This is a genomic window from Bosea sp. 29B, from assembly GCF_902506165.1.
GTDB lineage: Bacteria > Pseudomonadota > Alphaproteobacteria > Rhizobiales > Beijerinckiaceae > Allobosea.
Window position 1 is genome coordinate 5,231,946 of sequence record NZ_LR733817.1, and the last position, 26,224, is coordinate 5,258,169.

The 26,224-nt window shown below is 66.3% G+C and carries 28 protein-coding genes; 18 read left to right on the forward strand and 10 right to left on the reverse strand.

Annotated features, from left to right (window positions below):
- Positions 1 to 6 precede the first annotated feature (6 nt).
- From GV161_RS25330 to GV161_RS25350, 5 genes are all read left to right on the forward strand, one after another.
- The gene (locus GV161_RS25330) at positions 7 to 606 is read left to right on the forward strand and encodes a GNAT family N-acetyltransferase (RefSeq protein WP_244624077.1); all 600 of its coding nucleotides are present in this window, start codon (positions 7 to 9) and stop codon (positions 604 to 606) included.
- Positions 603 to 1,655, forward strand: a complete 1,053-nt coding sequence (locus tag GV161_RS25335; RefSeq protein WP_152014659.1) for a putative sulfate exporter family transporter — start codon at positions 603 to 605, stop codon at positions 1,653 to 1,655. Before GV161_RS25330 ends, GV161_RS25335 begins: the two co-directional genes overlap by 4 nt.
- Before the next feature lie 24 nt (positions 1,656 to 1,679).
- Positions 1,680 to 2,609, forward strand: coding sequence for a hydroxyacid dehydrogenase (locus GV161_RS25340; RefSeq protein ID WP_152014660.1), 930 nt, complete (start codon positions 1,680 to 1,682; stop codon positions 2,607 to 2,609).
- Complete coding sequence (locus GV161_RS25345) at positions 2,606 to 3,571, forward strand: Ldh family oxidoreductase (RefSeq protein ID WP_152014661.1); 966 nt, start codon at positions 2,606 to 2,608, stop codon at positions 3,569 to 3,571. Before GV161_RS25340 ends, GV161_RS25345 begins: the two co-directional genes overlap by 4 nt.
- 147 nt (positions 3,572 to 3,718) lie before the next feature.
- Positions 3,719 to 4,153: a hypothetical protein gene (locus tag GV161_RS25350; protein ID WP_152014662.1), complete on the forward strand. Its 435-nt coding sequence runs from the start codon at positions 3,719 to 3,721 to the stop codon at positions 4,151 to 4,153.
- Here the strand turns inward: GV161_RS25350 and ade are convergent.
- Positions 4,150 to 5,850, reverse strand: coding sequence for an adenine deaminase (ade, locus tag GV161_RS25355; protein WP_152014663.1), 1,701 nt, complete (start codon positions 5,848 to 5,850; stop codon positions 4,150 to 4,152). The genes GV161_RS25350 and ade overlap by 4 nt on opposite strands.
- A 188-nt stretch (positions 5,851 to 6,038) precedes the next feature.
- Here ade and GV161_RS25360 point away from each other — a divergent pair, with 188 nt between their 5' ends.
- The 5 genes from GV161_RS25360 (at position 6,039) to GV161_RS25380 (ending at position 10,055) form a co-directional block, all read left to right on the forward strand.
- Entirely contained in the window at positions 6,039 to 6,323 is a 285-nt protein-coding gene (locus GV161_RS25360; protein ID WP_152014664.1) for a GIY-YIG nuclease family protein, read from the forward strand.
- Between the two features lie 52 nt (positions 6,324 to 6,375).
- Positions 6,376 to 7,074, forward strand: coding sequence for a metal-dependent hydrolase (locus GV161_RS25365; RefSeq protein WP_152014665.1), 699 nt, complete (start codon positions 6,376 to 6,378; stop codon positions 7,072 to 7,074).
- 131 nt (positions 7,075 to 7,205) lie between these two features.
- Positions 7,206 to 7,493, forward strand: a complete 288-nt coding sequence (gene gatC, locus GV161_RS25370) for an Asp-tRNA(Asn)/Glu-tRNA(Gln) amidotransferase subunit GatC (protein ID WP_152014666.1) — start codon at positions 7,206 to 7,208, stop codon at positions 7,491 to 7,493.
- A gap of 61 nt (positions 7,494 to 7,554) precedes the next feature.
- Positions 7,555 to 9,069 carry an Asp-tRNA(Asn)/Glu-tRNA(Gln) amidotransferase subunit GatA gene (gene gatA / locus GV161_RS25375; RefSeq protein WP_152014667.1) on the forward strand — a complete coding sequence of 505 codons (1,515 nt, stop codon included), beginning with the start codon at positions 7,555 to 7,557 and terminating at the stop codon, positions 9,067 to 9,069.
- 98 nt (positions 9,070 to 9,167) lie between these two features.
- The gene (locus GV161_RS25380) at positions 9,168 to 10,055 is read left to right on the forward strand and encodes a PhzF family phenazine biosynthesis protein (protein ID WP_152014668.1); all 888 of its coding nucleotides are present in this window, start codon (positions 9,168 to 9,170) and stop codon (positions 10,053 to 10,055) included.
- Positions 10,056 to 10,177: 122 nt separating this feature from the next.
- Here the strand turns inward: GV161_RS25380 and GV161_RS25385 are convergent, their stop codons facing one another.
- Together GV161_RS25385 and GV161_RS25390 are read right to left on the reverse strand one after the other, a co-directional pair.
- On the reverse strand, positions 10,178 to 10,537 hold the full coding sequence (locus GV161_RS25385) for an MmcQ/YjbR family DNA-binding protein (protein ID WP_152014669.1): 360 nt from the start codon (positions 10,535 to 10,537) through the stop codon (positions 10,178 to 10,180).
- Between the two features lie 102 nt (positions 10,538 to 10,639).
- Positions 10,640 to 10,846 carry a DUF1127 domain-containing protein gene (locus GV161_RS25390; protein ID WP_152014670.1) on the reverse strand — a complete coding sequence of 69 codons (207 nt, stop codon included), beginning with the start codon at positions 10,844 to 10,846 and terminating at the stop codon, positions 10,640 to 10,642.
- Between the two features lie 134 nt (positions 10,847 to 10,980).
- On the opposite strand from GV161_RS25390, the gene GV161_RS25395 reads away from it, so the two are divergent.
- Together GV161_RS25395 and GV161_RS25400 are read left to right on the forward strand one after the other, a co-directional pair.
- Positions 10,981 to 12,489 carry a FlgO family outer membrane protein gene (locus GV161_RS25395; RefSeq protein ID WP_152014671.1) on the forward strand — a complete coding sequence of 503 codons (1,509 nt, stop codon included), beginning with the start codon at positions 10,981 to 10,983 and terminating at the stop codon, positions 12,487 to 12,489.
- 105 nt (positions 12,490 to 12,594) lie between these two features.
- Positions 12,595 to 12,996 (forward strand): GFA family protein, encoded by a 402-nt coding sequence (locus GV161_RS25400; protein ID WP_152014672.1) that lies wholly within the window; start codon positions 12,595 to 12,597, stop codon positions 12,994 to 12,996.
- Positions 12,997 to 13,002: 6 nt separating this feature from the next.
- Here GV161_RS25400 and GV161_RS25405 read toward each other — a convergent pair whose 3' ends face one another.
- Positions 13,003 to 14,073, reverse strand: a complete 1,071-nt coding sequence (locus GV161_RS25405; RefSeq protein ID WP_152014673.1) for a malate/lactate/ureidoglycolate dehydrogenase — start codon at positions 14,071 to 14,073, stop codon at positions 13,003 to 13,005.
- A gap of 183 nt (positions 14,074 to 14,256) precedes the next feature.
- Here GV161_RS25405 and GV161_RS25410 point away from each other — a divergent pair, with 183 nt between their 5' ends.
- The gene (locus GV161_RS25410) at positions 14,257 to 14,652 is read left to right on the forward strand and encodes an iron-sulfur cluster assembly accessory protein (protein WP_152014674.1); all 396 of its coding nucleotides are present in this window, start codon (positions 14,257 to 14,259) and stop codon (positions 14,650 to 14,652) included.
- Between the two features lie 6 nt (positions 14,653 to 14,658).
- Positions 14,659 to 15,036: a TfoX/Sxy family protein gene (locus GV161_RS25415; RefSeq protein ID WP_152014675.1), complete on the forward strand. Its 378-nt coding sequence runs from the start codon at positions 14,659 to 14,661 to the stop codon at positions 15,034 to 15,036.
- On the opposite strand, the gene GV161_RS25420 is transcribed toward GV161_RS25415, so the two are convergent.
- Together GV161_RS25420 and GV161_RS25425 are read right to left on the reverse strand one after the other, a co-directional pair.
- Entirely contained in the window at positions 14,996 to 16,054 is a 1,059-nt protein-coding gene (locus GV161_RS25420; protein ID WP_152014676.1) for a GGDEF domain-containing protein, read from the reverse strand. The two genes, GV161_RS25415 and GV161_RS25420, sit on opposite strands and share 41 nt — an antisense overlap.
- Before the next feature lie 99 nt (positions 16,055 to 16,153).
- Complete coding sequence (locus GV161_RS25425; RefSeq protein WP_152014677.1) at positions 16,154 to 17,626, reverse strand: DEAD/DEAH box helicase; 1,473 nt, start codon at positions 17,624 to 17,626, stop codon at positions 16,154 to 16,156.
- Positions 17,627 to 17,900: 274 nt separating this feature from the next.
- Between GV161_RS25425 and GV161_RS25430 the strand changes: the two genes are divergently transcribed.
- Positions 17,901 to 18,608, forward strand: a complete 708-nt coding sequence (locus tag GV161_RS25430) for an alpha/beta fold hydrolase (RefSeq protein WP_152014678.1) — start codon at positions 17,901 to 17,903, stop codon at positions 18,606 to 18,608.
- Positions 18,609 to 18,611: 3 nt separating this feature from the next.
- On the opposite strand, the gene GV161_RS25435 is transcribed toward GV161_RS25430, so the two are convergent.
- Entirely contained in the window at positions 18,612 to 18,872 is a 261-nt protein-coding gene (locus tag GV161_RS25435; RefSeq protein WP_152014679.1) for a hypothetical protein, read from the reverse strand.
- Positions 18,873 to 19,043: 171 nt separating this feature from the next.
- On the opposite strand from GV161_RS25435, the gene GV161_RS25440 reads away from it, so the two are divergent.
- A complete protein-coding gene (locus GV161_RS25440) occupies positions 19,044 to 20,189 on the forward strand; it encodes a peptidoglycan-binding domain-containing protein (protein WP_152014680.1) in 1,146 nt (381 codons plus the stop codon).
- Positions 20,190 to 20,196: 7 nt separating this feature from the next.
- Here GV161_RS25440 and GV161_RS25445 read toward each other — a convergent pair whose 3' ends face one another.
- Positions 20,197 to 21,099, reverse strand: a complete 903-nt coding sequence (locus tag GV161_RS25445; protein WP_152014681.1) for a LysR family transcriptional regulator — start codon at positions 21,097 to 21,099, stop codon at positions 20,197 to 20,199.
- 165 nt (positions 21,100 to 21,264) lie between these two features.
- On the reverse strand, positions 21,265 to 23,328 hold the full coding sequence (gene parE / locus GV161_RS25450; RefSeq protein WP_152014682.1) for a DNA topoisomerase IV subunit B: 2,064 nt from the start codon (positions 23,326 to 23,328) through the stop codon (positions 21,265 to 21,267).
- A 300-nt stretch (positions 23,329 to 23,628) separates the two neighbouring features.
- Here parE and GV161_RS25455 point away from each other — a divergent pair, with 300 nt between their 5' ends.
- Entirely contained in the window at positions 23,629 to 23,829 is a 201-nt protein-coding gene (locus tag GV161_RS25455; protein ID WP_091829211.1) for a hypothetical protein, read from the forward strand.
- 18 nt (positions 23,830 to 23,847) lie between these two features.
- Here GV161_RS25455 and GV161_RS25460 read toward each other — a convergent pair whose 3' ends face one another.
- Complete coding sequence (locus GV161_RS25460) at positions 23,848 to 24,984, reverse strand: glycosyltransferase (RefSeq protein WP_152014683.1); 1,137 nt, start codon at positions 24,982 to 24,984, stop codon at positions 23,848 to 23,850.
- Positions 24,985 to 25,201: 217 nt separating this feature from the next.
- Here GV161_RS25460 and GV161_RS25465 point away from each other — a divergent pair, with 217 nt between their 5' ends.
- Entirely contained in the window at positions 25,202 to 26,140 is a 939-nt protein-coding gene (locus GV161_RS25465) for an FkbM family methyltransferase (RefSeq protein ID WP_159650406.1), read from the forward strand.
- The last annotated feature ends 84 nt before the right edge of the window (positions 26,141 to 26,224 follow it).

Sequence of the window (26,224 nt, forward strand, 5' to 3'; positions counted from 1 at the left end):
GCAAAAGTGTCGGACGGAATCGTTTCCAAGCTCGTTTCACTGCATGCGCCGGGACGGGACGTGTTGCCCGCCTATGTCCGTGCCCTGGAAGCGGGCTGGTCCCCGAACACGATGCGCAATGTCGCGCCCGAACAGCTGGCGGCGATCGCGGCCGATCCGGACGCCTTCGTCGCTGGGCTGAACAACCGCGGCGGCACGATCCGCCTGCATGACGGCAGCGAGGTCGCGCGCCTGCCGGACATGATCCGCTGGATCATCGCGACCGATCGGCCTGACCGCCCCTTCGTCGGCAGCATCAATCTGCGCTGGCAGGAGGACGCGGCCGGCAAGCCGGTCACCGAGCTGCCGCCGCATGTGCTCGGCCATGTCGGCTACACCATCCTGCCGGAGCATGCCGGGCGCGGCTATGCCAGCGCGGCCCTGGCGGCGGTGCTCGTCGAGGCGCGTAGTATCGGCCTGCCATTCCTGAAGATCACCTGCGATGCCGGCAATGCGGCCTCGCGGCGGGTCATCGAGAAGACTGGCGGGCGTTTCGTTGAAAGCTTCGTCGCTCCGTTCTACGGGCCGGAGGAGCGGCTGATGTATCGGATCGAACTGCAATCATGACCGAAACGGCCACTTTGCGCCTGACGAACGGACTCGGCCGGCTCGCACCGGGCATCGCCCTGTCGGCGGTGGTGGCGATCGCCTCCGTCCTGGCCGAGCCTGTTGTGAAGCAGCTCGCTGGCGGGCGCGTCGGCATTCCGGCCGTCGTCATCGCGCTGGTGATCGGCATGATGCTGCACCCGATCGCCAATACCAGGCGCTTCGAGCCCGGCATGACCTTCTGCGTCAAGAAGCTGCTGCGCTGGGCGATCGCGCTGCTCGGCTTGCGGGTCGCGCTGGGCGACATCATCGCGCTCGGTCTGAGCACCGCCTTGCTGGTCGTCGTCGCGATGACCGCGACCGTCGTCACCGGCTTCGTGCTGGCGCGCCTGCTTGGCCGCGAGCCCGGCGTCGGTGCGCTCGGCGGCGTCGCCACCGCGGTCTGCGGTGCCTCGGCCGCGCTTGCCACCTCGACTGTCGTGCCCGACTACCGCAACAAGGCCGCCGACACCGCCTTCACCGTGATCGCGATGAACGTGCTCTCGACGATCGCGATGCTGGCCTATCCGCTGCTCTGCGTCTGGCTCGGCCTCTCGCAGCAGCAGACCGGCATCATGCTCGGCGCGACCATCCATGACGTCGCGCAGGTCGTCGGCGCCGGCCAGGCCGTCTCGGACGAGGCCGCTAACGCGGCTGTCATCGTCAAGCTGTTCCGGGTCTTCCTGCTGCTGCCCGCGGTGCTGATCGTCGGCTGGTGGCTGACCCGCCATGGCGAGACCCATGGCGATGCCAAGGTCCCGGTCCCGGTCTTCGCCTTCGTCTTCCTGGTCCTGTGCCTGGTCAACAGTGTACTGAGCACGCAGGCAGGGCTCGCCAGCGTCTACCTGCCGATCCGCGACATCCTGCTCGAAATCTCGCGCTGGGGCCTGCTGATCGCGATCGCGGCGCTTGGCTTGGGAACCTCGATCGCGGCGATGGCCCGGCTCGGCTGGCGGCATCTTGCCGTGGTCACCGGCACAAGCCTCGTCATCCTTGTCGTCGCCACGAGCGGGATCATCCTGCTCGGCTGATTTATCGTCACAGCGGAAAGAGCCATGACCGACATCGTCATCACCGAATTCATGGACGAGGCGGCGGTGGCGGCGCTGAAGGCGCGCTACAGCGTGCACCATGACCCCGACCTCTTCGGCAAGCCGGACGAGCTCGCGCGGCTGGTGACGGACATCCCGGCGCTGATCGTGCGCAACCAGACGCAGGTTCGCGGCGCGCTGCTGGCCGGTGCGAAGAACCTCAAGGTCATCGGCCGGCTCGGCGTCGGGCTCGACAATATCGACATGGAGACCTGCGCGGCGCGTGGCATCCAGGTCTTCCCGGCCACCGGCGCCAACAGCCTGTCGGTGGTCGAGTACGTGATCGGCACGGCGATGACGCTGCTGCGCGGCGCCTATTTCGCCAATGCGGCGATGATCGCCGGCGAGTTCCCGAAGACGAAGCTGATCGGCCGCGAGATCGCCGGAAAGCGCATGGGCCTCGTCGGCTTCGGCGCGATCGCGCGCGATGCGGCACGGCATGCGAGGGCGCTCGGCATGACCGTTGCGGCTTATGACCCCTATGTCCCGGCTGGCGATGCCTGGCAGGGTATAGAGAAGCTTGAGCTCGACGCGCTGCTTTCGACCTCGGACGTGATCTCGATCCATCTGCCGCTGACGCCGGAAACGCGCGGGCTGATCGGCGAGGCCGCCTTCGCCAAAATGAAGCCCGACGCGATCCTGATCAATGCGGCGCGCGGCGGCATCATGGACGAGGCAGCGCTGGTCGCGGCGTTGAAGGGTGGCCGTCTCGGCGGCGCGGCGCTCGACGTCTTCGAGCAGGAGCCACTCAAGGCCGATGGCGCAAAACTCTTCGCCGGCACGCCCAACTTGATCCTGACGCCGCACATCGCTGGCAATACGGTGGAATCGAACGGTCGCGTCTCCGGGCTCGTCGCCGAGCGGGTCATGGCGGCGCTGGAGGGCTGGGCATGACGAAGCTCTCGCTGGAAGCGGCCGAGCAGAAGGTCGCGGATCTCTTCATCGAGGCCGGCGCCTCGCCCGCCAATGCGGCGTCCGTCGCGCTGGCGCTGGTCATGGCCGAGGCGGACGGGCTCAAGGGCCATGGCCTGTCGCGCGTGCCGACCTACATTTCCATGCTGCGCTCCGGCAAGATCGACGGCCAGGCCGTGCCGATCGCGCGCCAGCCCAAGCCCGGCGTGCTGGCGATCGACGCTGCCCACGGCTTCGCCTATCCGGCGATCGACCTCGCCGTGATCGAACTGCCCGAGATCGCCCGCAGGCAGGGCATCGCCGCCGCGCCGATCCGCCGCTCCAACCATTGTGGTGCCGCCGGCCTGCATGTCGAGCGGTTGGCCGAGCAGGGGCTCGTCGCATTGCTCTTTGCCAACACGCCTGGCGCGATGGCGCCCTGGGGCGGCGCCAAGCCGGTCTTCGGTACCAATCCGATCGCGTTTGCCGCGCCGCTGGCCGGCCGCGAGCCGCTGGTGATCGACATGGCCCTGTCCAAGGTGGCGCGCGGCCCGATCGTCGCCGCCAAGCAGAAGGGCGAGCCGATCCCGGAGGGCTGGGCGCTCGATGCCGCCGGCAAGCCGACCACCGACCCGGCGGCGGCGATCGCCGGCACCATGGTGCCGCTCGGCGATGCCAAGGGTGCAACGCTCGCCATGATGGTCGAGATCCTCGCCGCGGCGCTGGTCGGCACCCATTTCGCCTTCCAGGCCTCGTCCTTCCTCGATGACCAGGGCGGCCCGCCCGATACCGGCCAGCTCATCCTTGCTATCGATCCGGCGAGCATGGGCGGCAACTGGTTCGCCGAGCGGATGAAGCTGCTGACCCATGCGATCGAAGAGCAGCCGGGCACGCGCCTGCCGGGCATGCGGCGCTACGGTTTGCGGGCCAAGGCGCGGGCGGAGGGGATCGAGGTCGCTCTCTGAATCTCAAAGCCGCGGCAGACCGCATGACGCAAGGGAATAATGCCGCGATTTTTAGCGGACTCTCTCGCGAAAATTGAAGAATCCCGGAGCTATCCACGACGTGGCGCGGCCGACGATCCGTCCGCGTGGATATTGCTTGGGGGGACTATGAAGACCATGCTCATCGCCGCATGTGCCGCGGCGTTGCTGGCCGGCTGTCAGACGACGGAGCAGGCGGCCCAGACCATGCGCAGCGACTGGGTTGGCGAAAGCGCCGATTCCTTCTTCGTCGCCAACGGTCCGCCGATTTCGAGCTTTCCGCGCGATAGCGGCGGCCAAATCTACACCTGGCGTGGGGGCGAAGCGAGCATCGTCAGGCCCGGCAGCTACCAGACGCGGCGCGTTCCGACGCAGACGCTCGACGGCCGCCGCAGCACCACGACGACGGTGACCTATCAGCCGCCGCTGCGCGTCAACTATGTCTGCGAGGCCCAGATCGCCGCCGACGCGCAGGGCCTGATCGAGTCGATCCGGATCAGCCGTGACACCGGCGGGATGTTCCTCTCGTTCTCGCGCTGCAGCGAGCTGTTCAACCGCGGCTAGACGAAATCGAATCGATCAACATCGACAAGGCCTTTGTCGGTGATCTTGAGATGCGGGATCACCGGCAAGGTCAGGAAGGCGACCTGCAGGAAGGGCTCGGCCAACACGACGCCGAGCGCCTTCGCCGCCGCGCGCAAGCCTTCCAACCCATGCCGCACCGCCTCGAAGGGCTGGTCGCTCATCAGCCCGGCAACGGGCAACGCCAGCTCGGCCACGACTTTGCCGCCATCGGCAACCGCGAAGCCGCCGCCGGTCTCGATCAACCGGTTGGCCGCCGCCGCCATCGAGGCATCGTCGACGCCGACGACGCAGAGGTTATGGCTGTCATGCCCGACCGACGAGGCGATGGCGCCGTGCTTCATGCCGAAGCCATGGACGAAGCCTGAAGCAATTCCACCATTGCGACCATGGCGCTCGATCACCGTGACCTTGACCGCGTCCTGATCGAGATCGGGCAGGGCCAGGCCGTCCTGCGTCGGCAGGCGCATCGAAAGACGCTCGGTGATGATCCTGCCCGGCACGACACCGATCACCGGAGTCTCGCCGTCGCGCGCCTTAACCGCAAAATCCTCCGCCGCAAGCTTGCGGCTGCGCACGCTGGCGAGGCCGACCGGCGCTACCGCCTTCCTGTCAGCGAACAACGCGTCTTCGACCAGCCTGCCACCAGCGAAGACCTGCCTGACACGGCAAGCGGCGAGATCGTCGACCAGCACGATGTCGGCGCGCTTGCCGGGGCCGATGAAGCCGCGGTCAAACAGCCCGAAGTTCCGCGCCGCCGAGAGGCTCGCAATGCGATAGGTCGCGAGCACATCCGCACCATGCGCGATCGCGGTGCGGATCATGTAGTCGAGATGACCTTCCTCAGCGATATCGAGCGGATTGCGGTCGTCGGTGCAGAAGGCGAGGAAGGGTGAGGCGTCGCGGCTGATCAGCGGGATCAGCGCATGCAGGTCCTTCGAGACCGAGCCCTCGCGGATCAGGATCGCCATGCCCTTGGCGAGCTTCTCGCGGGCTTCCTCGGCGGTCGTGGTCTCGTGGTCGGTGCGGATGCCGGCGGCGAGATAGCCGTTGAGATCGAGCCCGCGCACCAGCGGCGCATGGCCGTCGATATGCCGGTGCGAGAAGGCTTCGAGCTTGGCGAGGCAGCCGGGATCGCGATGCAGCACGCCGGGGAAGTTCATGAATTCAGCGAGGCCGATCACCTTGGGATGGTCCATGAACGGGGTGAGGTCGGCAGCCTCCAGCGCAGCGCCCGCCGTCTCCAGATGCGTCGCCGGCACGCAGCTCGAGAGCTGCACGCGCAGATCCATGCGCATGGCCTCGGCGCAATCGAGGAAATAGCGGATGCCCTCGGCGCCCAGCACGTTGGAGATCTCGTGCGGATCGCAGATCGCGGTGGTTACGCCGTGCGGCAGGACGCAGCGCTCGAACTCGAGCGGCGTCACCAGCGAGGATTCGACATGCAGATGCGTGTCGATGAAGCCGGGGACGGCGATCAGGCCTTGGGCGTCGAAGCTCGCCTTGCCCTCATAGCGGCCATGGGTGCCGACGATCGTATCCCCACAGAGAGCGATGTCGGTCTGGACGAGATCGCCCGAGACGAGGTCGAACAGTCGCGCGCCGCGGATCACGAGGTCGGCCGGTTCGTCGCCGCGTCCCTGCGCGATCCGGTGGGCGAGGGTGGCTGCATCGGTCATGGAATGGCTCCTCGCTCAGAAAACAGTGGTCGTCCCGGGCGACTGCAGGGAGACCCGGGACCCATGCCAGAACACCGATCCAGTTGTGATCGCCGCTGTTGGGTATCAAGCTAGTCTCGCTATCGTCGGGCATGGGTCCCGGGTCTGCGCGGCTATGCCGCTCCGCCCGGGACGACCAGGAAATAGGCATGTGGCTCTACATTCTCGCGAGTCAGAAGAATGGCACATTGTATGTCGGCGTGACGAATTCTCTGTCGAAACGCATCGAAGAGCATCGCGACGGTCGAGGTTCCGAGTTCGCCCAGCGCTATCACGTAACGCGGCTCGTCTACGCGGAGTCTTACGCTGATCCCAATGACGCGATCGCACAGGAGAAACGGATCAAACATTGGCGCCGTTCCTGGAAGATCGACCTGATCGAACGCGCCAACCCCGATTGGAATGATCTGTATCCGACGGCGCATCTCGATTGAGAGCGCACCTGCCGCTATACCCAGCCGCATCAGCCTTTTCGCGGAGACCATCATGCAGCTCACCTGGTTCGGCCATTCGGCCTTTCGGCTCGACCTGCCCGGCGCTTCGGTCCTGATCGACCCGTTCTTCACCGGCAATCCGGCCTTTGAGGGCGATGTCGCAGCAGCTGGCAAGGGCGTCAGTCATATCGTCATTACTCACGGCCATGGCGATCATGTCGGCGATACGCTCGCCATCGCTGCGGCGAACGATGCGACCGTGATCACCAACTACGACCTCTGCATGCACCTCGCCTCGAAGGGGCTGAAGAAGTTCCAGCCGATGAACACCGGCGGCACCGTCGATCTCGGAGCCTTCTCGGTGACGCTCGTCCGGGCCGACCATTCGGCCGGCATGGGCGAAGCGGGGGTGGCCGTCCCGGTCGGCAACGCCAACGGCGCGATCATCAAGGCGCCGGGCGAGAAGACGCTCTGGCATATGGGCGATACCGACATCTTCTCGGATATGGCCCTGCTCGCCGAGATCCACGGCGTTGAAGCCTGCATCTGCCCGATCGGCGATCGCTTCACCATGGGCGCCAAAACGGCGGCGCTGGCGATGACTCGCTTCGTCAAGCCGAAGCTCGCCATCCCCTGCCATTACGGCTCCTTCCCGATCATCGCCCAGGATGCGGCGATCTTCGTCGAGGGGCTCAAGGGCAGCGGCGTCGAGGCGCTGGTGCCGGAGAAGGGCAAGGCGGTCACGGTCTGACGCCACCATCGTTGTGAGCTGCACGCAGCCAGCGGACCGCAAGTAAGTGCTGACTTACTGGCGGTCCGCGCGCTATAGCGCTGGCGAACCATTTGCGGCGCCGTTGCGCCGATCCCAGCAGGAGCCAGCCCATGTCGGTCGACGCCGCCACCGTCAAACGCGTCGCGCATCTCTCGCGCATCGCCGTCGATGATGCGGATGTGCCGAAGCTGCAAGGCGAGCTCAACGCCATCCTCGGCTTCGTCGATCAGCTCAACGAGCTCGACGTCACAGGCGTCGAGCCGATGACCTCGGTGACGCCGATGGTGATGAAGAAGCGCCAGGACGTCGTGACCGACGGAGAGATCGCCGACGAGATCGTCGCCAACGCGCCGGCCTCCGAGGACGACTACTTCATGGTGCCGAAGGTGATCGAGTGAGCGCCTGACGCGCTCCGCTCACCCTCATCACCCGTTCCTGTACGTTTTACGGATATTTCCCGTGACCGATCTCACCCGCCTGACCCTGACTGACGCCCGCGACGGGCTGAAGGCCAAGCAGTTCTCCGCCACTGAGCTCGCCAAGGCGCATATCGCCGCCATCGAGCAGGCGCGCGCGCTCAACGCTTATGTGCTGGAGACGCCCGAGCATGCGCTGAAGCAGGCCGCCGCCTCCGACGATAAGCTGGCCCGGGGCGAGGCCGGTCCGCTGGAAGGCCTGCCTCTCGGCATCAAGGACCTGTTCGCGACCAAGGGCGTGCGCACCACCGCCTGCTCGCGCATCCTCGGCAATTTCGTTCCACCCTACGAGTCGACCGTCTCGTCGCAGCTCTGGCGCGACGGCGCCGTCATGCTCGGCAAGCTCAACAATGACGAGTTCGCCATGGGCTCGTCGAATGAGAGCTCGGCCTTCGGGCCGGTGGTCAATCCCTGGCGCCGCCAGGGCTCCAATGTCGGGGCAGGGGCCGCCGGCGCGATCGAGGGCAATCATCTCGTGCCCGGCGGTTCGTCCGGTGGCTCGGCCGCGGCGGTGGCCGCACATCTCTGCCTCGCTGCGACTGCGACCGATACCGGCGGCTCGATCCGCCAGCCCGCCGCCTTCACCGGCACGGTCGGCATCAAGCCGACCTATGGCCGCTGCTCACGCTGGGGCATCGTCGCCTTCGCCTCCTCGCTCGACCAGGCCGGGCCGATCGGCAAGACCGTGCGCGACACCGCCGTGATGCTGCGCTCCATGGCCGGGCACGACCCGAAGGATACAACCTCGGTCGACCGCCCCGTGCCGAACTACGAGGCGGCTGTCGGCCGCTCGATCAAGGGCATGAAGATCGGCATACCCAAAGAGTATCGCCTGGAGGGTCTCAACCCCGAGATCGACGCGCTCTGGCAGCAGGGCATCGACTGGCTGAGGGCTGCCGGTGCCGAGATCGTCGAGATCTCGCTGCCGCATTCGAAATACGCGCTGCCGGCCTATTACATCGTCGCGCCGGCCGAGGCCTCGTCCAACCTCGCCCGCTATGACGGCGTCCGCTACGGCCTGCGCGAGCAGGGCCGCGACATCGTCGAGATGTACGAGAAGACCCGTGCCGCCGGCTTCGGCGCCGAGGTCAGGCGCCGCATCATGATCGGCACCTATGTGCTGTCCTCGGGCTATTACGACGCCTATTACCTGCGCGCCCAGAAGGTGCGCACGCTGATCAAGCGCGATTTTGAAGCTGTCTACGATCAGGGCATCGACGCGGTGCTGACGCCGGCAACGCCGTCCTCCGCCTTCGGCATCGGCGAGAAGGGCTCGGCCGATCCGGTCGAGATGTATCTCAACGACGTCTTCACGGTGACGGTGAACATGGCCGGCCTGCCGGGCATCGCCGTACCGGCCGGCCTCGACAGCCAGGGCCTGCCGCTCGGCCTGCAGTTGATCGGCCGGCCTTTCGACGAGGAGACGCTGTTCTCGCTCGGCCAGGTGATCGAGGAGGCGGCCGGCCGCTTCCCGGTCGGTGAGCGCTGGTGGGCCTGAAGCCGTCAGCGTTTGATCGGTCGCATTCCGAATCCTGATTTCCCCGGCGCTGCACCGGGTGGCAGTCTCCGCGCCTGATCAGGCTGCCGGAGACCGCCATGCCGTCCTATCCGTTCGAAACCGTCGACGTTTTCACCGACCGCCGTTTCGGCGGCAACCAGCTCGCAGTCTTCACCGATGCGCGCGGCCTCTCAGATGCCGAGATGCAGGCGCTGGCGGCGGAGATGAACTATAGCGAGACGACCTTCGTGCTGCCGCCGAGCGATCCGGCCAACACAGCGCGCGTCCGCATCTTCCATCGCACCGCCGAGATGCCCTTCGCCGGCCATCCCAATGTCGGCACGGCCTGCGTGCTCGCCGGCCATGGCCGCGACCGCGATGGCGTCCTGCTGTTCGAGGAGATCGCGGGCCTCGTCGAGGTCCGCATTGCGCGCGATGCCGCCGGGCTGGTGACGGGTGGGACCATCGCCGCGCCGCAGGCACTTTCGCTCGACATCCAGCTGCCGCCTGATGCGATCGCCGCCTGCGCGGGGCTCAGCCCGCAGGATGTCCTCACCGGCCGCCATCCGCCACAGCAGGCCTCGGTCGGCGTCAAGTTCGTCCTCGTCGAGGTCACACCGGAAGCACTGACACGGGCGACGCCGGACATCGCCGCCTATCGCCGGCTCGAACAGGCCAATCCGGCTCTTGAAGGGCGGCTTTCGATTTTCTTTTACGCCTGGGACGGCGACAGGGTTCGCGCCCGCATGTTCGCGCCGCTCGCCGGCACCTGGGAAGATCCCGCGACCGGCAGTGCCAGCGCGACGCTGGCGGCACTGACCCTCTCGCTCTCCGACAAGGACAGCGTGGCGTTCGATATCACCCAGGGCGTCGAGATGGGCCGCCCGAGCCTGCTGCATGCCGCAGCGCGACGTGTCGACGGTGAGATCCGCGCGACCGTCGGCGGCGGATGCGTGCCCGTGCTCAGGGGCGATGCGACGGTGTAAGAAACGCGCGTCATGCTCGGGCTTGACCCGAGCATCTCAGGCCGGAGGAAGCTCTGAATGGCGCCTTCTTGTCATGAGATTCTCGGGTCTGCGCTTCGCTTCGCCTGAGAATGACGAGGTAGTCAGCTGAGCCCCAGCTCCACCCGAATCTTCCGCGTCAGCCCGGCCGCGACCAGCCGGTGGCTCTCGCGCAGATAGTCGCGGAAGACGTCGTCCGGCAGGCCCTCGTCCGAGAAGCGCTGGATCCATTTCATCCCGCGCGAGGCAAGATAGGGTGCCGGACGGCAGCCGGGCGCGTCGCGCAGCATCTCGTAGGAGATAGGCGAGCATTTGAACGAAACGAAGAGAGCGCCTTCGGCATCGTCGCGGCCGAGCGCGAACACCTTGCCGCCGACCTTCCAGACATCGGCGCCGCCCCATTGCACGACATGGCTGGTCGCGGGCAGGGCAGCACAGAAGGCGTTGTATTCGGCGAGGGTCATGCTGTCCTGCTGTCGTCGGCCACTACGTCGGATCGATTGATAGCCCAAACGACACCCGTTGGTGACGGGAGCCGCCGCCTCGATCCACATCGTTCAAGCGCACTACCTCCGCCAGAACGGCTTGGCGATCTCCATCTCGACCCGCTGTTTCGTCAGGCCGATATCCTTGAGCAAATGCGGATTCTCCTGCGCCATCTGCGCCAGCTTCCAGCGGACGCGAATCCGCTCGCGCCAGGTTGCGAGGATGCCTCGCGGACCGGCCGTGCCGGTATGGTCCGCATGCGACGCGAGAGTGGGAGCATCGTTCATGGCAACCGCCCATGCTTCGCAGGCTTGCAGCCCGCGAGGTGAAGGAGGTCTCGTTCTGCTGGATGCGGGCAGTGCGGTCCTTAAGCCCGCCCGAAGAGTTCCAAAAACTTCCAAACGGGCTATGGATTCAGCCCATGCAGGGATCGCGCTTCGCCTTCGGCCCGTTCGTGCTCGATTCAAGCGCGGGAACGCTCCTTGAGAACGATATCCCTGTCGCCGCCAGCTATCGCGGCCTGAAGCTCCTCGCTGCACTCGTTGGGCGACCACGCGATATCCTGAGCAAGGCCGAGTTGCTGGATGCAGCCTGGCCGGGACTGGCGGTCGAGGAGGGCAATCTCACCGTCCAGATCGCGCAATTGCGCAAACTGCTCGGCACCCCCGCCGATGGTGGCGAGTGGATCGCTACCATCCCGCGCATCGGCTATCGCTTCGCGGGGACCGTCGAACGGCTCGGCGATGCGCCGCGGAAGCCCTTGCCGCTGCCCGGCAAGCCGTCGATCGCCGTGCTGCCCTTCGTCAATGTCAGCAACGACCCCGAGCAGGAAAGCTTTGCGGACGGACTAACCGAAGACCTGATCACGGATCTGTCCAGAACCGCGGAGCTGTTCGTCATCGCGCGCAACTCGGCCTTTGCCTACAAAGGCAAGGCGAGAGATGCGCGCGCGATCGCCGAGGAGCTTGGCGTGCGCTATCTGCTGGAGGGAAGCGTCAGGCACGCCGCCGGGCGGGTGCGCATCAATGCCAAGCTCATCGATGCCTCGAGCGGCGACCATCTCTGGGCGGAGCGGTTCGACCGCAAGCTGGACGATATCTTCGCCGTTCAGGACGAGGTCACGGCCCGGATCGTCGAGGCCTTGCTCGGCCGACTGCGCACCCCGCCGCCCCGTCAGCGGCCGAAAAGCCTCGAAGCCTATGACCTCTGCGTGCGTGCGCGCCGGCTGATGGACGATACGCCCCAGGCGGCGCAGGAAGCGCATCTGCTGCTGACGCGCGCGATCGCGCTCGACCCGGACTATGCCGAAGCTTATCGCTGGCTGGCCTTGAACCATTGGATGGGCTGGGTGCATTCCGGCGGGCCGACGGAGGCGTCGCGCAACATCGCCCTGGAACTGGCACGCAAGGCCGTGGCGATTGATCCAAACGATGCCGGCTGCCGCTGGGCCCTGGCCTATCTGCTTGCCTATGAGCGCAGCTTCGCCGAGGCGGACGCGGAATTCGCCAGGGCGCTAGCACTCGATCCGAACGAAGCCGATGCCTGGGCGGCGCTCTCCGATATCACCGTCCTGGCCGGGCAGATTGAGGACGGTCTCGAACACATCCGCAAGGCGTTCCGGCTGAACCCGTTTCCGGCGAGTTGGTACTATCTGCCTCTCGGCCAGGCGCTCTATGCCGCCGGCGAGTATCAGGCTGCCGTCGAGGCCTTGCGCCGGGACGAGACCCATCGGACGAGCTCGCGCCGTTTCCTGGCAGCCTCTCTTGCTCAACTCGGCCAACTCGAAGAGGCGCGCGCCGAGGCCGAGCTCTTCCTGGTCGGCAATCCGGATTTCAGCATCCGCCACTGGGCGACGATGGAGCCTTTCCGCGACGATGCCTTGCGCGAGCGCTTCGTCGCCGGCTTCCGCAAGGCCGGCCTGCCGGAGTGAAGCGGCCCAACACTGGTCATGCGGGCAGAGACATCGTCAGATCGAGGCTCTGGAACCGGTCCGGCCATAGTCCGTTGATCTGCCGCTCGAGAATGCGAGGCGACGATGAAACTCTCAGGCGGCTGCAATTGCGGACAGGTCCGCTACGAGCTCGACGGCGAGCCGACACGCGTCGGGATTTGCCATTGCGAGACCTGCCGGAAAGGCTCCGGCTCGACCTTCTCCTATTTCGGTATCTGGCCGAGGGCGAGCACGGCCCTGTCCGGTGAGCTCGCTTGCTGGCAGAGCCGCGCCGGCGGCGAACGCTTCTGCCCGGCCTGTGGCTCGCCGCTGTTCTGCTGGGCGGAGGGCTCCGACGAAATCGAGATCAAGCTCGGCACATTGGACAGCCCACCGAGCGCGCTCGTCCCGGCCTATGAGCTCTGGACGATCCGCCGCGAGCCCTGGCTGGCGCACCAGAAGGGCGCCGAGCAGCATACGCGCGATCGCGAGGAGCCCGGCACCTAATCGTCGTTAGAAATTCTCGGCATTGACACCGTGAGCCTTGGCGGCGGCGACGATCTGCGACCAGGTCTCGCCGTCGAGCGGAATGCCGTCGCGCTCGCGCTCGATCCGCGTATTGCGCTCCTTGTCGCCCGGCGCCAGCACGGGCTGGGACGGATCCTGTGGCGTAGCGGCGCGGACGAAGGCGAGGTAGCTCTCGATCCGCTGCTGACGCAGGTCCGCATCGGGCTCGAGCCGGGCAGGGTCGATCAGCACGCCGAACAGCGAATTGATGATCCAGGTCTTATGCGGCTTCTGGTCGATGCGGGCCGCGCCCATCAGCCCGGCCGAGAGCAATTCGGCGATCAGCGAGAGACCGGCGCCCTTGTGATCGCCGAAGGGCAGCAGTGCGCCGAGCGGCAGCCCTTCCTGCAGGAAGACATGCCGGGGCTCGACGGTCGGCCGGCCCTCGCCGTCGATGATGTAGCCCTCGGGCACGTCGACGCCCTTGTTGAGCGCGACGCGGGCCTTGCCATGCGCCATCCGGCTGGTGGCGAAATCGAGGATCAACGGCTCGCCGCCCGGCACCGGCAGGCCGATCGAGATCGGATTGGTGCCGAAGCGTGCCTGCTTGGCAGCGAAAGGCGCGACGATCGGCGGCCGGCCGGCGACATTGACCCAGAACACTGAGATCAGCCCGGCAGCCGCCGCGACCTCGGAATAATGCCCAATGCGGCCGATATGGTGGGAATCGAGCAGATTGAGTACGGCGACGCCGCCGGTCTGGGCGATCGTGATGGCGCGGTCGACGGCATTGCGGGCCGTCGGCTGGCCGAGCGCGACATTGCCGTCGACGATCAGGAAGGAGCCGAGCTCGCTGCGGACGGTGAGCTTGGACTGTGGCTTCAGATTGCCGTCGGCGAGCGAGTTGAAATAGAGCGGCAGCATGCCGACGCCATGGCTGTCATGGCCGCTGAGATTGGCCAGCACCAGATGCTCGGCCGTCTCCTTCGCCTCGTCCTCGCTCCAGCCGGCGGCGGTAATCATGGCGCGGGTGAGGGCGCGGAGCGCCTCGGGCCGGTGCAGGCGATAGGATGTCATGGCTGTCTGTCGGATGCTGGGATGATGTGGCCAGAGTGCACGGGCGTGCGCTCCATGCAATGGACGCAAGCAAATGGCGCCGTCCCGGCCGGCGCATCTCGACGTTGCGCTCACCAATCCTTATGTTGCTGTCAGCAATCCTGTTTTCACCGGACCTTGAATCCGGTCGAGGAGGGACGAGGAATGTTTTCGATACCCGGCCTGAAGGTGGTTTCGCTGACCGATGCCGCCGCTCGGCGCATTCGCGAGATCATGGCGCAGTCGGCGCGCGACAATCCGGATTCGCCGGCGCTCGGCCTGCGCGTCGGCGTCAAGAAGGGCGGCTGCGCCGGCATGGAATACACCTTCGAGGTCGCGCGCGCGACCGGGAAGGGCGACGAGGTCGTGACCGAGAAGGACGCGACCGTGATCGTCGACGCCAAGGCGGTGCTGTTCCTGCTCGGCACCGAGCTCGACTTCAAGACCGATCGATTCTCCTCGACCTTCGTCTTCAACAACCCGAACCAGGTCTCGGCTTGCGGCTGCGGCGAATCGGTCGAGATCAAGCCGCGTTCGGAGAACGCGCTGGCGGCCCAGTAGCCACGCATGGATGCCGACGCGATCGCGGAGCTGTTCGCGCCGGTCGTGGTGGTTCGGATGCGCCGCATGTTCGGCGGGCTCGGCGTTTATGCCGGCGACGCGATGTTCGCGCTTGCCTTCGATGGCGAGATTTTCCTGAAGACGACGGAAGCGACGCGGCCGGAATTCATGGCGGTCGGCAGCGAGCCCTTCCGCTACATGGCGCGCAGCCGCGAGCGCGAACTTGGCTATTGGCGTTTGCCGGCGGCGGCTTTTGACGACGAAGATGTGCTGCGCCACTTCACTGAGATCGCGCTTGCCGACGCGCGCGAGGCAGCGCTCAAGAAGGGTATCAGGCGGCCGCTCAGGCGACCTTCGCGGCGTCCTGGATCGCGTCCTCGGTGACGGTGCGGTTGCGGCCGTCGCGCTTGGCCTGCAGCAACGCATTGTCGGCCCGCTCGACGATCGAGCTCGCCGTGTCGCCGCGCCGATAGACCGAGACGCCGAGCGAGATGGTGATCCGCCCGAGGCTTTCATTGGTCGAGCGCTTCACCAATTCGCGGGTCAGCAGCGCCTGGCGCACCGTCTCGGCACCAAACTTGCCGGCGACGACATCGGCCTCCGGCAGGATGATGGCGAACTCCTCGCCGCCGAAGCGGGTGATGATTGCCTTGTCCTTGAACTTGTCCTTCATCGTCCGGGCGACCAGGCGCAGCACCTGATCCCCCGTCAGATGGCCGTGCATGTCGTTGAAGTGCTTGAAGAAGTCGATATCGGCCATGACAAGGGCGAAGGGCTCGCGCCGCAGCGTCGCCTGATCGATCGCCTTCTGCAGCATCTCCTCGAAATGGCGGCGATTGGCGAGGCCGGTGAGCGGGTCGGTCAGCGCCTCGGCCCGCGTCGATTCCAGCGCCTCGCGCAGATTGCGGATCTCGTGCGCGCTTTCGCGCAGCTGGCCTTCGAGCTGGGTCTTGCGGGCGACCTCCTCGCGGGTCGACAGGACGAGCGCCTCGACCCATTCGCGCAGCTTCTGCCGGTCGGCGGATGGGGGCACTTCCTCCGACATGGCGCAGAGCCGGCCATGGTATTGCTCGCTGGAGCTGAGCGCCCGATCGACCAGCGCCATCATGCTCTCGATCTCGGCGAGCACCTGCAGGCTGGTGCGCTCGGCCTGTCGCGACAGGCGGTCGGTGCTGACGAATTTCTCGTAGAGCGTGTCGATGTCGGCGACGCCGACTTCGCCATTGCTGGCGGCGATCACAGCCTGCATCGCCATGCTGAGCGCCGGCATCTCGCCGCTGAGATGGGCGTACCAAACCTCAAAAGCGCGCGGATACCCAGGGGAATAATGCTGTCGCATCGCTGCAACAACCTGCTCGGCGAGGTCGTGAGCCTGCGGCGAGCCTGAGCTGCTGTTGGTCATGACATCCTGTCCCCTGCCGAGCGCGAAATTCTTCCGCGCCCGCTACGCGCCTGACCCTAGGACAGACGAAGTTAAAGCAAGGTTGCCAGGAAACGTGTTTTAGCCGACGCGGACGGGGCGCAGCAGGAAGGCAGGGACGTGGTCGCCGAGGCCCTTGACCTTAGGGCCGTCATCGAGGTCGTCTCGGCGGGGCGACCGGCCACGATTGCCGTGCGGCGCGCCGTTGCCGGAGGCTTCTTCGCGGCGCGGCGCGCGTGGTGCCTCGTTGCTGCGCGCAGCCTCCACCTCGGCCCGTTCGGGGCGGCTTTCGGATCGAGCGTGCTCGCTCCTCGGCTCGGCCCGCGGCGGCTTGCCATCGCGTCCGCCGCGTTGCGGGCGGCCGCCCTTTCGGTCGTCGCCACGGCGGCCACGGCGCTCTTCACGCGGCTCGGCTGCCGGCAGGCTCTCGAGGCCCGGTCCGGCCCATTCGATGCTCTGGCCGGTCAGTTTCTCGATCGCGGCGAGGAGCTTGTCGTCATGGCGGGTGACGATGGTGAAGGAGGCGCCCTCGCGGCCGGCGCGGCCGGTTCGCCCGATGCGGTGGACATAGTCCTCGGCATGGGTCGGCACATCGAAATTGAAGACGTGGCTGACGGCAGGGATATCGAGGCCGCGCGCCGCGACATCGCTCGCGACCAGGATCGGGTTCTCGCCCGTGCGGAAGGAATCGAGCGCCGCCATGCGGGCGTACTGGTCCATGTCGCCGTGCAGCGCCACGGCCGGGAATCCGTGCTTCAGCAGCGACTTGTGCAGCGTTGCTACATCGCGCTTGCGGTTGCAGAACACGATCGCGTTCTGCAGATCCTTGGCGTCCTTGATCAGCTTGCGCAGCGTATCGCGCTTCTCGTAGTCCTGGTTGTGTGAGGCGACCAGGCGCTGCGTGATGGTCGCGGCGGCGGTCGCCGGCCTGGCGACTTCGATGCGAACCGGATTGTGCAGGAACTGCTCGCTGATCCGGGTGATCTCAGGCGGCATCGTCGCGGTGAAGAACAAGGTCTGCCGCGTGAAGGGAACAAGCTTGCAAACCCGCTCGATGTCCGGGATGAAGCCCATGTCGAGCATGCGGTCGGCTTCGTCGATGACGAGCAGCTCGACGCCGGTCAGCAGCAGCTTGCCGCGCTCGACATGGTCGAGCAAGCGGCCGGGCGTCGCGATCAACACGTCGACGCCACGGGTGATCTTGGCATCCTGGTCGCCGAAGGAAACGCCGCCGATCAGCAGCGCGACCGAAAGCTTCTGGTTGACGCCGTAGCGGACAAAGTTTTCCTCGACCTGCGCGGCGAGCTCGCGCGTCGGCTCGAGGATCAGCGTGCGCGGCATCCGGGCCCGGGCGCGGCCGGTCTCCAGGATGGTCAGCATCGGCAGGGTGAAGGCCGCGGTCTTGCCGGTGCCGGTCTGGGCGATGCCGAGCACGTCTTTGCGGGCGAGCACGTGGGGAATAGCCTGGGCCTGGATGGGGGTAGGCGTCGTGTAGCCGGCGGTCGAGACCGCGGTTAGAACCTTATCGCTCAGGCCGAGTTCGGCAAAAGACATCGATAGTTGCGCTTCTCAAGGGTCGGGGACACGTGGCGGGATGACCGATCGACCGCAACGGTGGCGCGACTTTGCTGGGTTGCGCGCCTTCGGACGCCCGTGCAATGCAGAAAAAACGGGGCAAAGTCAACATTCTAGAGCTTGTTCCGATCTGCTTGCATCGCAAGGCGGTCGTCCGAACGGTCTCTGAACAAAAAATGGGTACGGATTCACGACCGGCTTGCTTCAACCTGGTCGGATCCAGCCAGAGCAGGATTGGTGAAGAGTGAGCACGATGCAGAGCAAGATACCCGAAGCACTTGTCCTGGTCCCCGGCCTGAATTGCACGCCTGCACTCTATGCCCCGCAATGGCTCGCCTTGGCTTCGGGCCGGCAGATTCTGGTCGCTGACAACACCACCGACGACACGATCACAGCGATGGTCGAACGTTTGCTGGCTACGGCGCCGGAGCGCTTTGCGCTGTGCGGGTTGTCTATGGGCGGCTATGTCGCCCTGGAGGCGATCCGTCGTGCACCGGAGCGGGTGACGCGGCTCGCTTTGCTCGACACCACCGCCAAACCGCCGACGCCCGAGACCAACGCGCCGCGCGAGCAGATGATAGCGCTGGCGGAGAAGGGCGCCTTCGACAATGTCGTGGCCTTGCTCTGGCAGAAGCTGGTCGCGCCCAGCCGGCTGGTCGACGAGGCGTTGCGGCTGGAGGTGCGGGCGATGGCCGAGGCGGTGGGGCCGCTAGGCTTCATCCGCCAGCAGCGCGCCATCATGGGTCGGTCCGATGCCAGGCCAGTGCTGGGGACGATATCCGTCCCGACGCTGGTCGTGGTCGGTGCGGAGGACGCGATCACGCCGCCCGACGAGGCACGCGAGATCGTCGGCGGCATCGGGACGAAGGCGCGTTATCTGGAAATACCGGGCTGCGGCCACCTGTCGACGCTGGAAGCGCCGGAGATCGTCACGGCGGCTTTGCGCGACTGGCTCGCTTAGGGCTCAGCGCGGGACCACACAGGGGTCGAGCTTGGTTTCGTTGGCGCGCTTGACGATCGAGCCGGTGACCAGCGGGTCGATCGCCTGGCCCTTTGCCGCAGCCTGGGCGACCTCACGCATCGCGTCGCGATCGAGCTGTGCTGTGTGGCTCGAGACGAAATTGGCAGCGATGACGGAAAGGAAGGCGATCGCTGCGCCGGCCTTGGCGACATCGGCGACCATGGTGCCGCGCTTGTTGCGCAGGAAGGCGATGACGAGCTGCATCGCAGAACTCCGGAAAGCAAATGGCGTGGATCGCCGATAGACAGAGCATGCAGCAGCGGCTGTAAAAACTTGGTTAGCGAAGCGTCTCTGGTTCAGTTCGCCATCGCTTGGCGCGAATAAACGGCTTACGCTAGGACAGTCCGTGGTCGTCACCGTCAAAAGGGGCGTCGCATGCTGAAACAGGGGGCCCGGGGTGAACCGGTCCGCTTGCTGCAGAACCAGCTCAACCTGCTGCCGACGCGGCTCGTCAAGCTCGTCGTCGACGGCATTTTCGGAACGCGCACCCATGGTCGCGTACTGGAATTCCAGGGCAACAACCAGCTCGAAAAGGATGGCGTCGTCGGCCCGCTGACCCTCGACCTGATCGCCAATCTGCTCAAGAATCTCAACAACATCCTGCCAGTGCCGCCACCCATGCCGGTTCCCAAGAAGCCGTCGGTGGTCAGGCTGGTCACCGACGAGATTCTCGGCTCCTTTCCCTCCGCGAACAACCTGATCACGCAGGTCATCCCGCCGATCGCCGTGATCCAGACCGCGACCTACAAGCAGGGAGCCGGCGGCCCGCCACTGGATTTCCAGATCATGCCGGCTACGACCGGGCGGCTCGCGATTTTCGCCGCCCGCAACAAGGACGGGATCGAGCGTGCGGTGATCCTGCTGCTGCCGGCGCAGGTCAAAGCGGATCGCCTGCTGATCTGCATCAGCCATGGCTTCGGCGGGCAGGGGCCGAAGACGCGGGCCAGGCTCGCGGCGCTGAACTGGACCAACCCGCTGTCTAAGCCCTTGGTCGACTATGTGCTGCTGAATCATGTCGTCAATCGCTGGGGCGCCCAGACGCTCGCGGCCCAAAAGCGCAATCTCGGCTACATGCAGATCGTCCGTTCCGGTGCAGCTGGCGGCGAGCTCGGGCCCTTTGCCAGGGATGCGGCCTTCCTGCGACAGGTGCTGACCGAGATGAGCGACCTGACTAACGGCGCTTTCTCGTTCAACACTCTGGAGACGATGACCTTTTCGAGCGGCATCAGCGATCACAACCTGCTCGTCTCGCAGGCGGAGAAGCAGTTCGACATTGCCGCCAGCTACGCCATCGATCCTGTACCGCAGACACGGCCGGCGAACTCGAAAGGCAAGAAGCGGCTGTTCCGCAGCGGGGTAACGTCGCAGGGGCCGCCGCTGCCCGGCTCGGACTTCCTCCCGGTCGGACGCTGGCGCAATGAATGGGCGAATTTCCGCCTGAAGACCGACGGCGAATACGACTACATGCACAATTGGACGATGCCGTTCTACTGCCTCTATCTCGGCATCCAGACCTCCTAGCAAGCGCTCAGCCGCGCCCCTCCAGCCTCCCACGATGCTCGCGGAACAGCTGGCGCAACCCATCGAGGACCGCCAGTACCGCCGGCCGCTGCCGGCTGCTCTCATGCGAGACCAGGAAGATCTCGTCGGCGGTCGCCTCGGGCGGCTCCTCCAGCCGGATCAGCCCGGCATCGGCATCCGCCAGGAAGCACGGCGCCATCGAGACCGCGCCGGACGAGCGGATGCTCTCATAGCGCGCGGCGGAATCGCCGACGCGGGCGGCGATCGGCCGTCCGGCCGCCCAGGCGAGGATGTGCTGCTCGATGCGCGAGGAGACATCCCGGCTGACCGAGATCACCGGCGCGGTCGCCGGATCGACGTCGTGCCGGGCATAGAAGGCCTGCGCCAGCTTGCCGACCTTCTGGCCGAAATAGCCGGCGTCACCCGGCGGCTTGCGCATGCGGATCGCGATCTCGGCCTCGCCGCGCGCCAGATCGAGCCGATCGCGTGTGCTGATGATGACGATCTCGATGCCACCTGCCGCAGCCGAGAGCCGGGCGGCGTGCTGGGTCAGGAACAGGCTGATCGACGTCGTCGCGGTGATGCGGACGGGAGCGTCGTCGCGGGCACGGGCCGAGTTCGCCCGCGTCTCGAAGCGCGCCACGGCTTCGGCCGCCGCTGCCGCATCCTCGGCGAGCGAGAGGCCGATCTCGGTCGGGATCAGCCGGTTGGCGCCGCGCTTGAACAGCGGCAGGCCGAGCCGCGCCTCGAAGGCTTTCAGGCGCCGCGCGACCGTCGTCTCGCTCAGTCCGAGCGCAGACGCTGCCAGAGCGAGGCCGCCCGTCGAGGCGATGGCGTGGAAGATTTCAAGATCGGCCCAGAGCGAGGCCAGGGCATCGCGTCGAGATGGAGAGGCAGGAGGCTCGCCCATGCGTTCAAGGGCCGGAGATAGGGCGCGGACTCGTGGCGCTGGGCGGGATCATGGTCGGCATCGTGCGGGTCGGTCGGCATGCGCCCAAGGTGAGCGCATGTCGGTGGCAAGACAGCCCGGCAGGCTTGCCGGGGAGCCCGGCGCGCAAGCCGGCCAGTCTTCGCCTCACAGGTCGATCAGCTCGCCGGCGAAGGCGGCCCGCTCCTGGATGAAAAGGAAACGCGCCTCCGGCTTGTTGCCCATCAGCCGCTCGACCGTGTCGGAGGTCTCTTCCTTCGCCTCGTGGTCGACCATGACCTTGAGCAAGGAGCGCTTGCTCGGGTCCATCGTGGTCTCTTTGAGTTCGGCCGGCATCATCTCGCCCAGGCCCTTGAAGCGGCCGATCTCCGGCTTCTTGCCCTTGAAGACAGTCTCGATCAGCTCGTCCCTATGGGCATCGTCACGGGCATAGACGGACTTGGTGCCATGACGCAGCCGATAGAGCGGCGGCACGGACAGATAGAGATGGCCCTTCTCGATCAGTCGCGGCATCTGGCGCCAGAAGAACGTGACCAGGAGCGAGGCGATATGGGCGCCGTCGACATCGGCGTCGGTCATCACGATGACCTTCTCGTAACGCAGGTCGTCTTCACGGAACTGGCTGCCGATGCCACAGCCCAGCGCCAGGATCAGGTCGGCGAGCTGCTGGTTGGCGTTGAGCTTTTCGCGCGTCGCATTGGCGACGTTGAGGATCTTGCCGCGCAGGGGCAGGATCGCCTGGTTGGCGCGATTGCGCGCCTGCTTGGCCGAGCCCCCGGCGGAGTCGCCCTCGACGATGAACAGCTCGGAGCCTGCCGCGCCGGCATTGCTGCAATCGGCGAGCTTGCCGGGGAGCCTAAGCTTACGCGTCGCGGTCTTGCGCGAGACTTCCTTCTCGAGGCGCCGGCGCTGGCGCTCCTCGGCCCGGTCGACCGACCAGTCGAGCAGCCTCAGCGCCTGCTGTGGCGAGGCGGCGAGCCAATGGTCGAAAGCATCGCGTATCGCGTTCTCGACGATGCGGGCCGCTTCCAGCGTCGCCAGCTTGTCCTTGGTCTGGCCCTGGAATTCCGGCTCGCGGATGAAGACCGAGAGCATGGCGGCGCAGGTCGCCATGACGTCGTCGGCGGTGACCTGCGCCATGCGCTTTGACTGGCCGATGCGCTCGGCATGGTCGCGCAGGCCGCGCAGCAGGGCGATGCGCAGGCCGGATTCATGCGTGCCGCCTTCCGGCGTCGGGATGGTGTTGCAGTAGGACGAGGAGAAGCCGTCCTCACCGGTCGCGAGCCAGGCCACCGCCCATTCGAGCGAGCCGTGGCCGCCTTCCTTGGTGATCTTGCCTGAGAAGATCGGCTCGGCGACGAGGTCCTTGCCCTCGATCTCGCGGGCGAGATAGTCGCGCAGCCCCCCCGGGAACTTGAACACCGCCTCAGCCGCGACATCGCCTTCCGGCTGCAAGCGCGAAGGCGCGCAGCGCCAGCGGATCTCGACGCCACCGAACAGATAGGCCTTGGAGCGGGCCATGCGGAACAGCCGCGCCGGGACGAAATGCGCCCCTTCGCCAAAGATCTGCGCGTCGGGATGGAAGCGCACCCGGGTGCCGCGCCGGTTCGGCGCCCGGCCGACGGTCTCCAGCGGCCCGAGCGGGATGCCGCGCGAGAAGCTCTGGCGATAGAGCATCTGGCCGCGCGCGACCTCGACCTCGACCAGGTCGGAGAGCGCATTGACGACGGAGACGCCGACGCCGTGCAGGCCGCCCGAGGTCTCGTAGACCTTGGAATCGAACTTTCCGCCGGCGTGCAGGATCGTCATGATCACTTCGAGCGCCGACTTGTCCGGGAACTTCGGATGGGGGTCGATCGGCATGCCGCGGCCATTATCGGTGACCGCGAGCGAGCCGTCGGCGAACAACTCGACATCGATGAAGCTGGCATGGCCGGCGACTGCTTCGTCCATGGCGTTGTCGATCACCTCGGCGAAGAGGTGATGCAGCGCCCGCTCGTCGGTGCCGCCGATATACATGCCCGGCCGGCGCCGCACCGGCTCCAGCCCCTCGAGAACCTCGATCGCGGACGCGTCGTAGCCGGCCTCGGAGAGCGTGCCGCTGCGCGGGGGCGGGGCTGGGCGCGCGGCCGGCTTCGGCGCAGGGGCGGGCGCACGCGATTCCTCGCGCATCTCCTTGCCGCCATCTTCGCCGAAGAGATCGTCCGTCATCGTCACCGCACTCGCTGATTCGCTCAGATCGCAGGATAGCGCATCGGCCTGCCGACCGCCTGCCGGAGCCCCTATAACCCGCCGCTCTCCCGCAATAAACCGATCGGATTGCCGCCGAAAGTCAGGATCAGCGAGACCGTCGCCGAACCGTCATCCCGGGATGGCACAGCCGGCCAAGGAACCTTGGTCGCCGCTTGTCGGTTCAGCAGCCGTTAAGGGCCTCGGTTTCATCATCGTGATGCGAATCGGGACTGGTCCCGACAGCGCATTCGGCTAAGCTGGCTAGAGGGGGAATGTCTCGTGGCGTCGCGTTCCGCAGTACCCAAGATTCGCATTGCCGGCCTTGAGCGGGCCGCGCGTTTCGCTGGCGAGGCCTTCGCTTATGAGGAACTCTCCAGCGTCGAGACGCGGCACGATGCCGAGAGCGCGCAACTGCGACGGCTCTGGTGGGGCGCCGCCATCGTCGCGCTGATCGGTCTGGCGATCGTCGCGCTGCGCTGAGCGCCGCGGATTCATATTTCAGGCAGGCGCCTTCAAACCGTCATAGAAGCTGAGATGGGCGAGGGCGGCCTCATCCCATAACCTGGCGAGATCGACGCCGATCGCCTCCGCCTTGCGGGCTTGGGCGGTGAGCACGGCTTCGGCGAAACGCTCGGGCGTGGCGTCGACCGGGCAGAGCATCGTCGCCGGATTGTCGATCTTCGCCTTCAATGCCGGCGCTAGCGCGAACTCGTCCTGCCGCTCCGGTTCGGTCGAGACCAGCGGGATCGCGAGCTGGCTGACCGCCTGGAAGCTGCCGCGCCGCGTGCTGATCCCGTCTGTGAAGGGCAGCAGGAAGACATCGGCGGCTGAGAGCGTCGCCATCAGCTCGCTTTCGTCGTCGATCCGGCCGCGGAAATCGAGCCAGTCGGCGACGCCGAGTTCGCTCGCGAGCGCGAGGAACGCTTCGCGATCTCCAGGTTTGTCCCACAGGAAATCGCCGCAGATCAGCAGGCGCGCTTTGACACCGCGCTGGTGCAGCGCCTGCGTCGTGCGCAGCAGGACATCGGGCCGCTTGCTGGCATAGAGCACACCGAAATAGCCTATCACGACATCGGCTTCGCTTGCGCCGCTGCCGCGCAGCTTCACCCGTTCCGCCGCGACCCGCTCGGGGTCGATCCGGGCCGGCATGATGTTGGGGCCGATCGGGATGACCGGCGCCGCCCGCTTCTTCGCCGCGCCGACCAACGGCGTCGTCAGGAAGCTCTCGCGCTGCTGCGGCGAGACGAGGACGAAGCCGTCGCAGGCCAGGATGTCCGGCACCATCGAGAGATAGCGCAGGCGATTGAGCGAGGCCCATTCGTGCAGGGTGATGGCGATACGGCCCTTGCGGGTCATCAATCGCGCTGCCATCAGCGCCGAGCCCGGCACGACGCTGTTGCCCCAGCCTTCGATCGGCATCTGGAAATGCACGATGCGGTCGCGGCGCAATTCCTCGGCGATGGCGCCGATGAAGGCGGCCGGGCGTTCCGGTTCGATCGTTCGGATCGCGACGAGGCCGGGGCGCAGCGCATTGACGGCGCCGGCGAGCCGATAGGCATAGTCCATCACAGCGCAGGTGACGGGCTTGGCCGAGCCGAAGATGACGACGGAGGGGGCGGGAGAGGGTGAGTGCATGCGCTTGCGATCGTTCGGAGGATGAGGCGCGGTCTATCGCACAGCTTTCCTAAGCTTGCGTGAGCATGTGCTCGCGGTGCCGTTTTACCGCACCTTAAGGTTGTCTTGATCTACGGTCTGCACTGATCAGTTGGCTCGCCTCGATCGGTGCGACTTTTTGTACGGGACGCCGCCGCGATCCGATGCGTAGCGCCCTCCAAGATTCGGAATGCGATCAATGTCGGATATCGTGGTGCAGGAGGGGCGTGCCAGTTCGGCGGAAACCTCCTTGGTCGAACGTCTCGCGCTGTCCGGTTTGCGGCGATCTTCGCAACTCCTTCAACCGGTCTATTTCAAGGGCTATGGCCGGATCGCATCTGTTCTGAGGCGAGTGGCGCCGGAGCGTCATATCGCCCTGCAGCTCGATGCCGACAGCCGCTTCAGGTTTCCATTCGCAGACGCCTATTGGAGCCGCCTGTTGGCGCGCTCTGTGGTCTACGAGCCGGAAATGGTCACGCTCTTTCAGGTAATTCGCGACCAGGATTTCGGCTTCGTCGATTGCGGGGCGAATTTCGGCTACTGGTCGGTTCTGGTTTCGGGGCAGGCTTTCGGTGCGCATGCTGCGATCGCAATCGAGGCATCGGGACGCAACGCCGCCGAGCTGCGAGCCAACGCAGCAATCAACCAGAACCGCTTCGAGGTCGTGCATGCCGCTGTCGCCGAGACAGACGGGGGCATGGTGACGCTGGATGGCCCGACCCATGAGGGGCTCGCCATCGTCGACGCTACTCAGACCGGACCCGATGCAGAAACCGTGTGCTGCGTGTCTCTGGACGGGCTGATGACGCGCTCGCCATGGTTCGCGCAGCGCAGGCGGTTGGTTTTGAAGCTCGACGTTGAGGGCGTGGAAGAGGCGGCTCTTCGTGGCGCCGGCGAGATGCTGAAGCGTGAGACGCTGCTGGTCTACGAAGAGCAGGGGGCAGATGCGGAGCATCGCAACACCAGATTCGTATCGGGTGCCCTGGGCATGCCGGTCTTCGTTTATGACGGCAGCCGCTTTCGCGAGGCACCGGACCCGCTCGCTGCGATGCGGGGCCTGAAGACGAACAGGCGCCGCGGCTACAACGTGCTGGCGACCGCCTCGCCGGAGTGGCTGGCCCTTCTTCGCAGGGCGTAGTCCGGCGACGGTCGGCTTTTCCAGAGCGGATTAATTCGAAGCAGCGCGTCTCTCATGCGCCGGTGGCAGCTCGGTCATGTTCGA

What these genes read in the sequence shown, in the direction of transcription:
- GV161_RS25335 (WP_152014659.1), top strand. Translation starts at nt 603, where the DNA reads ATGACCGAAACGGCCACTTTGCGCCTGACGAACGGACTCGGCCGGCTC.
- GV161_RS25340 (WP_152014660.1), top strand. Translation starts at nt 1,680, where the DNA reads ATGACCGACATCGTCATCACCGAATTCATGGACGAGGCGGCGGTGGCG.
- GV161_RS25345 (WP_152014661.1), top strand. Translation starts at nt 2,606, where the DNA reads ATGACGAAGCTCTCGCTGGAAGCGGCCGAGCAGAAGGTCGCGGATCTC.
- GV161_RS25350 (WP_152014662.1), top strand. Translation starts at nt 3,719, where the DNA reads ATGAAGACCATGCTCATCGCCGCATGTGCCGCGGCGTTGCTGGCCGGC.
- ade (WP_152014663.1), bottom strand. Translation starts at nt 5,850, where the DNA reads ATGACCGATGCAGCCACCCTCGCCCACCGGATCGCGCAGGGACGCGGC.
- GV161_RS25360 (WP_152014664.1), top strand. Translation starts at nt 6,039, where the DNA reads ATGTGGCTCTACATTCTCGCGAGTCAGAAGAATGGCACATTGTATGTC.
- GV161_RS25365 (WP_152014665.1), top strand. Translation starts at nt 6,376, where the DNA reads ATGCAGCTCACCTGGTTCGGCCATTCGGCCTTTCGGCTCGACCTGCCC.
- gatC (WP_152014666.1), top strand. Translation starts at nt 7,206, where the DNA reads ATGTCGGTCGACGCCGCCACCGTCAAACGCGTCGCGCATCTCTCGCGC.
- GV161_RS25380 (WP_152014668.1), top strand. Translation starts at nt 9,168, where the DNA reads ATGCCGTCCTATCCGTTCGAAACCGTCGACGTTTTCACCGACCGCCGT.
- GV161_RS25385 (WP_152014669.1), bottom strand. Translation starts at nt 10,537, where the DNA reads ATGACCCTCGCCGAATACAACGCCTTCTGTGCTGCCCTGCCCGCGACC.
- GV161_RS25390 (WP_152014670.1), bottom strand. Translation starts at nt 10,846, where the DNA reads ATGAACGATGCTCCCACTCTCGCGTCGCATGCGGACCATACCGGCACG.
- GV161_RS25395 (WP_152014671.1), top strand. Translation starts at nt 10,981, where the DNA reads ATGCAGGGATCGCGCTTCGCCTTCGGCCCGTTCGTGCTCGATTCAAGC.
- GV161_RS25400 (WP_152014672.1), top strand. Translation starts at nt 12,595, where the DNA reads ATGAAACTCTCAGGCGGCTGCAATTGCGGACAGGTCCGCTACGAGCTC.
- GV161_RS25405 (WP_152014673.1), bottom strand. Translation starts at nt 14,073, where the DNA reads ATGACATCCTATCGCCTGCACCGGCCCGAGGCGCTCCGCGCCCTCACC.
- GV161_RS25410 (WP_152014674.1), top strand. Translation starts at nt 14,257, where the DNA reads ATGTTTTCGATACCCGGCCTGAAGGTGGTTTCGCTGACCGATGCCGCC.
- GV161_RS25415 (WP_152014675.1), top strand. Translation starts at nt 14,659, where the DNA reads ATGGATGCCGACGCGATCGCGGAGCTGTTCGCGCCGGTCGTGGTGGTT.
- GV161_RS25420 (WP_152014676.1), bottom strand. Translation starts at nt 16,054, where the DNA reads ATGACCAACAGCAGCTCAGGCTCGCCGCAGGCTCACGACCTCGCCGAG.
- GV161_RS25425 (WP_152014677.1), bottom strand. Translation starts at nt 17,626, where the DNA reads ATGTCTTTTGCCGAACTCGGCCTGAGCGATAAGGTTCTAACCGCGGTC.
- GV161_RS25430 (WP_152014678.1), top strand. Translation starts at nt 17,901, where the DNA reads ATGCAGAGCAAGATACCCGAAGCACTTGTCCTGGTCCCCGGCCTGAAT.
- GV161_RS25435 (WP_152014679.1), bottom strand. Translation starts at nt 18,872, where the DNA reads ATGCAGCTCGTCATCGCCTTCCTGCGCAACAAGCGCGGCACCATGGTC.
- GV161_RS25440 (WP_152014680.1), top strand. Translation starts at nt 19,044, where the DNA reads ATGCTGAAACAGGGGGCCCGGGGTGAACCGGTCCGCTTGCTGCAGAAC.
- GV161_RS25445 (WP_152014681.1), bottom strand. Translation starts at nt 21,099, where the DNA reads ATGGGCGAGCCTCCTGCCTCTCCATCTCGACGCGATGCCCTGGCCTCG.
- parE (WP_152014682.1), bottom strand. Translation starts at nt 23,328, where the DNA reads ATGACGGACGATCTCTTCGGCGAAGATGGCGGCAAGGAGATGCGCGAG.
- GV161_RS25460 (WP_152014683.1), bottom strand. Translation starts at nt 24,984, where the DNA reads ATGCACTCACCCTCTCCCGCCCCCTCCGTCGTCATCTTCGGCTCGGCC.
- GV161_RS25465 (WP_159650406.1), top strand. Translation starts at nt 25,202, where the DNA reads ATGTCGGATATCGTGGTGCAGGAGGGGCGTGCCAGTTCGGCGGAAACC.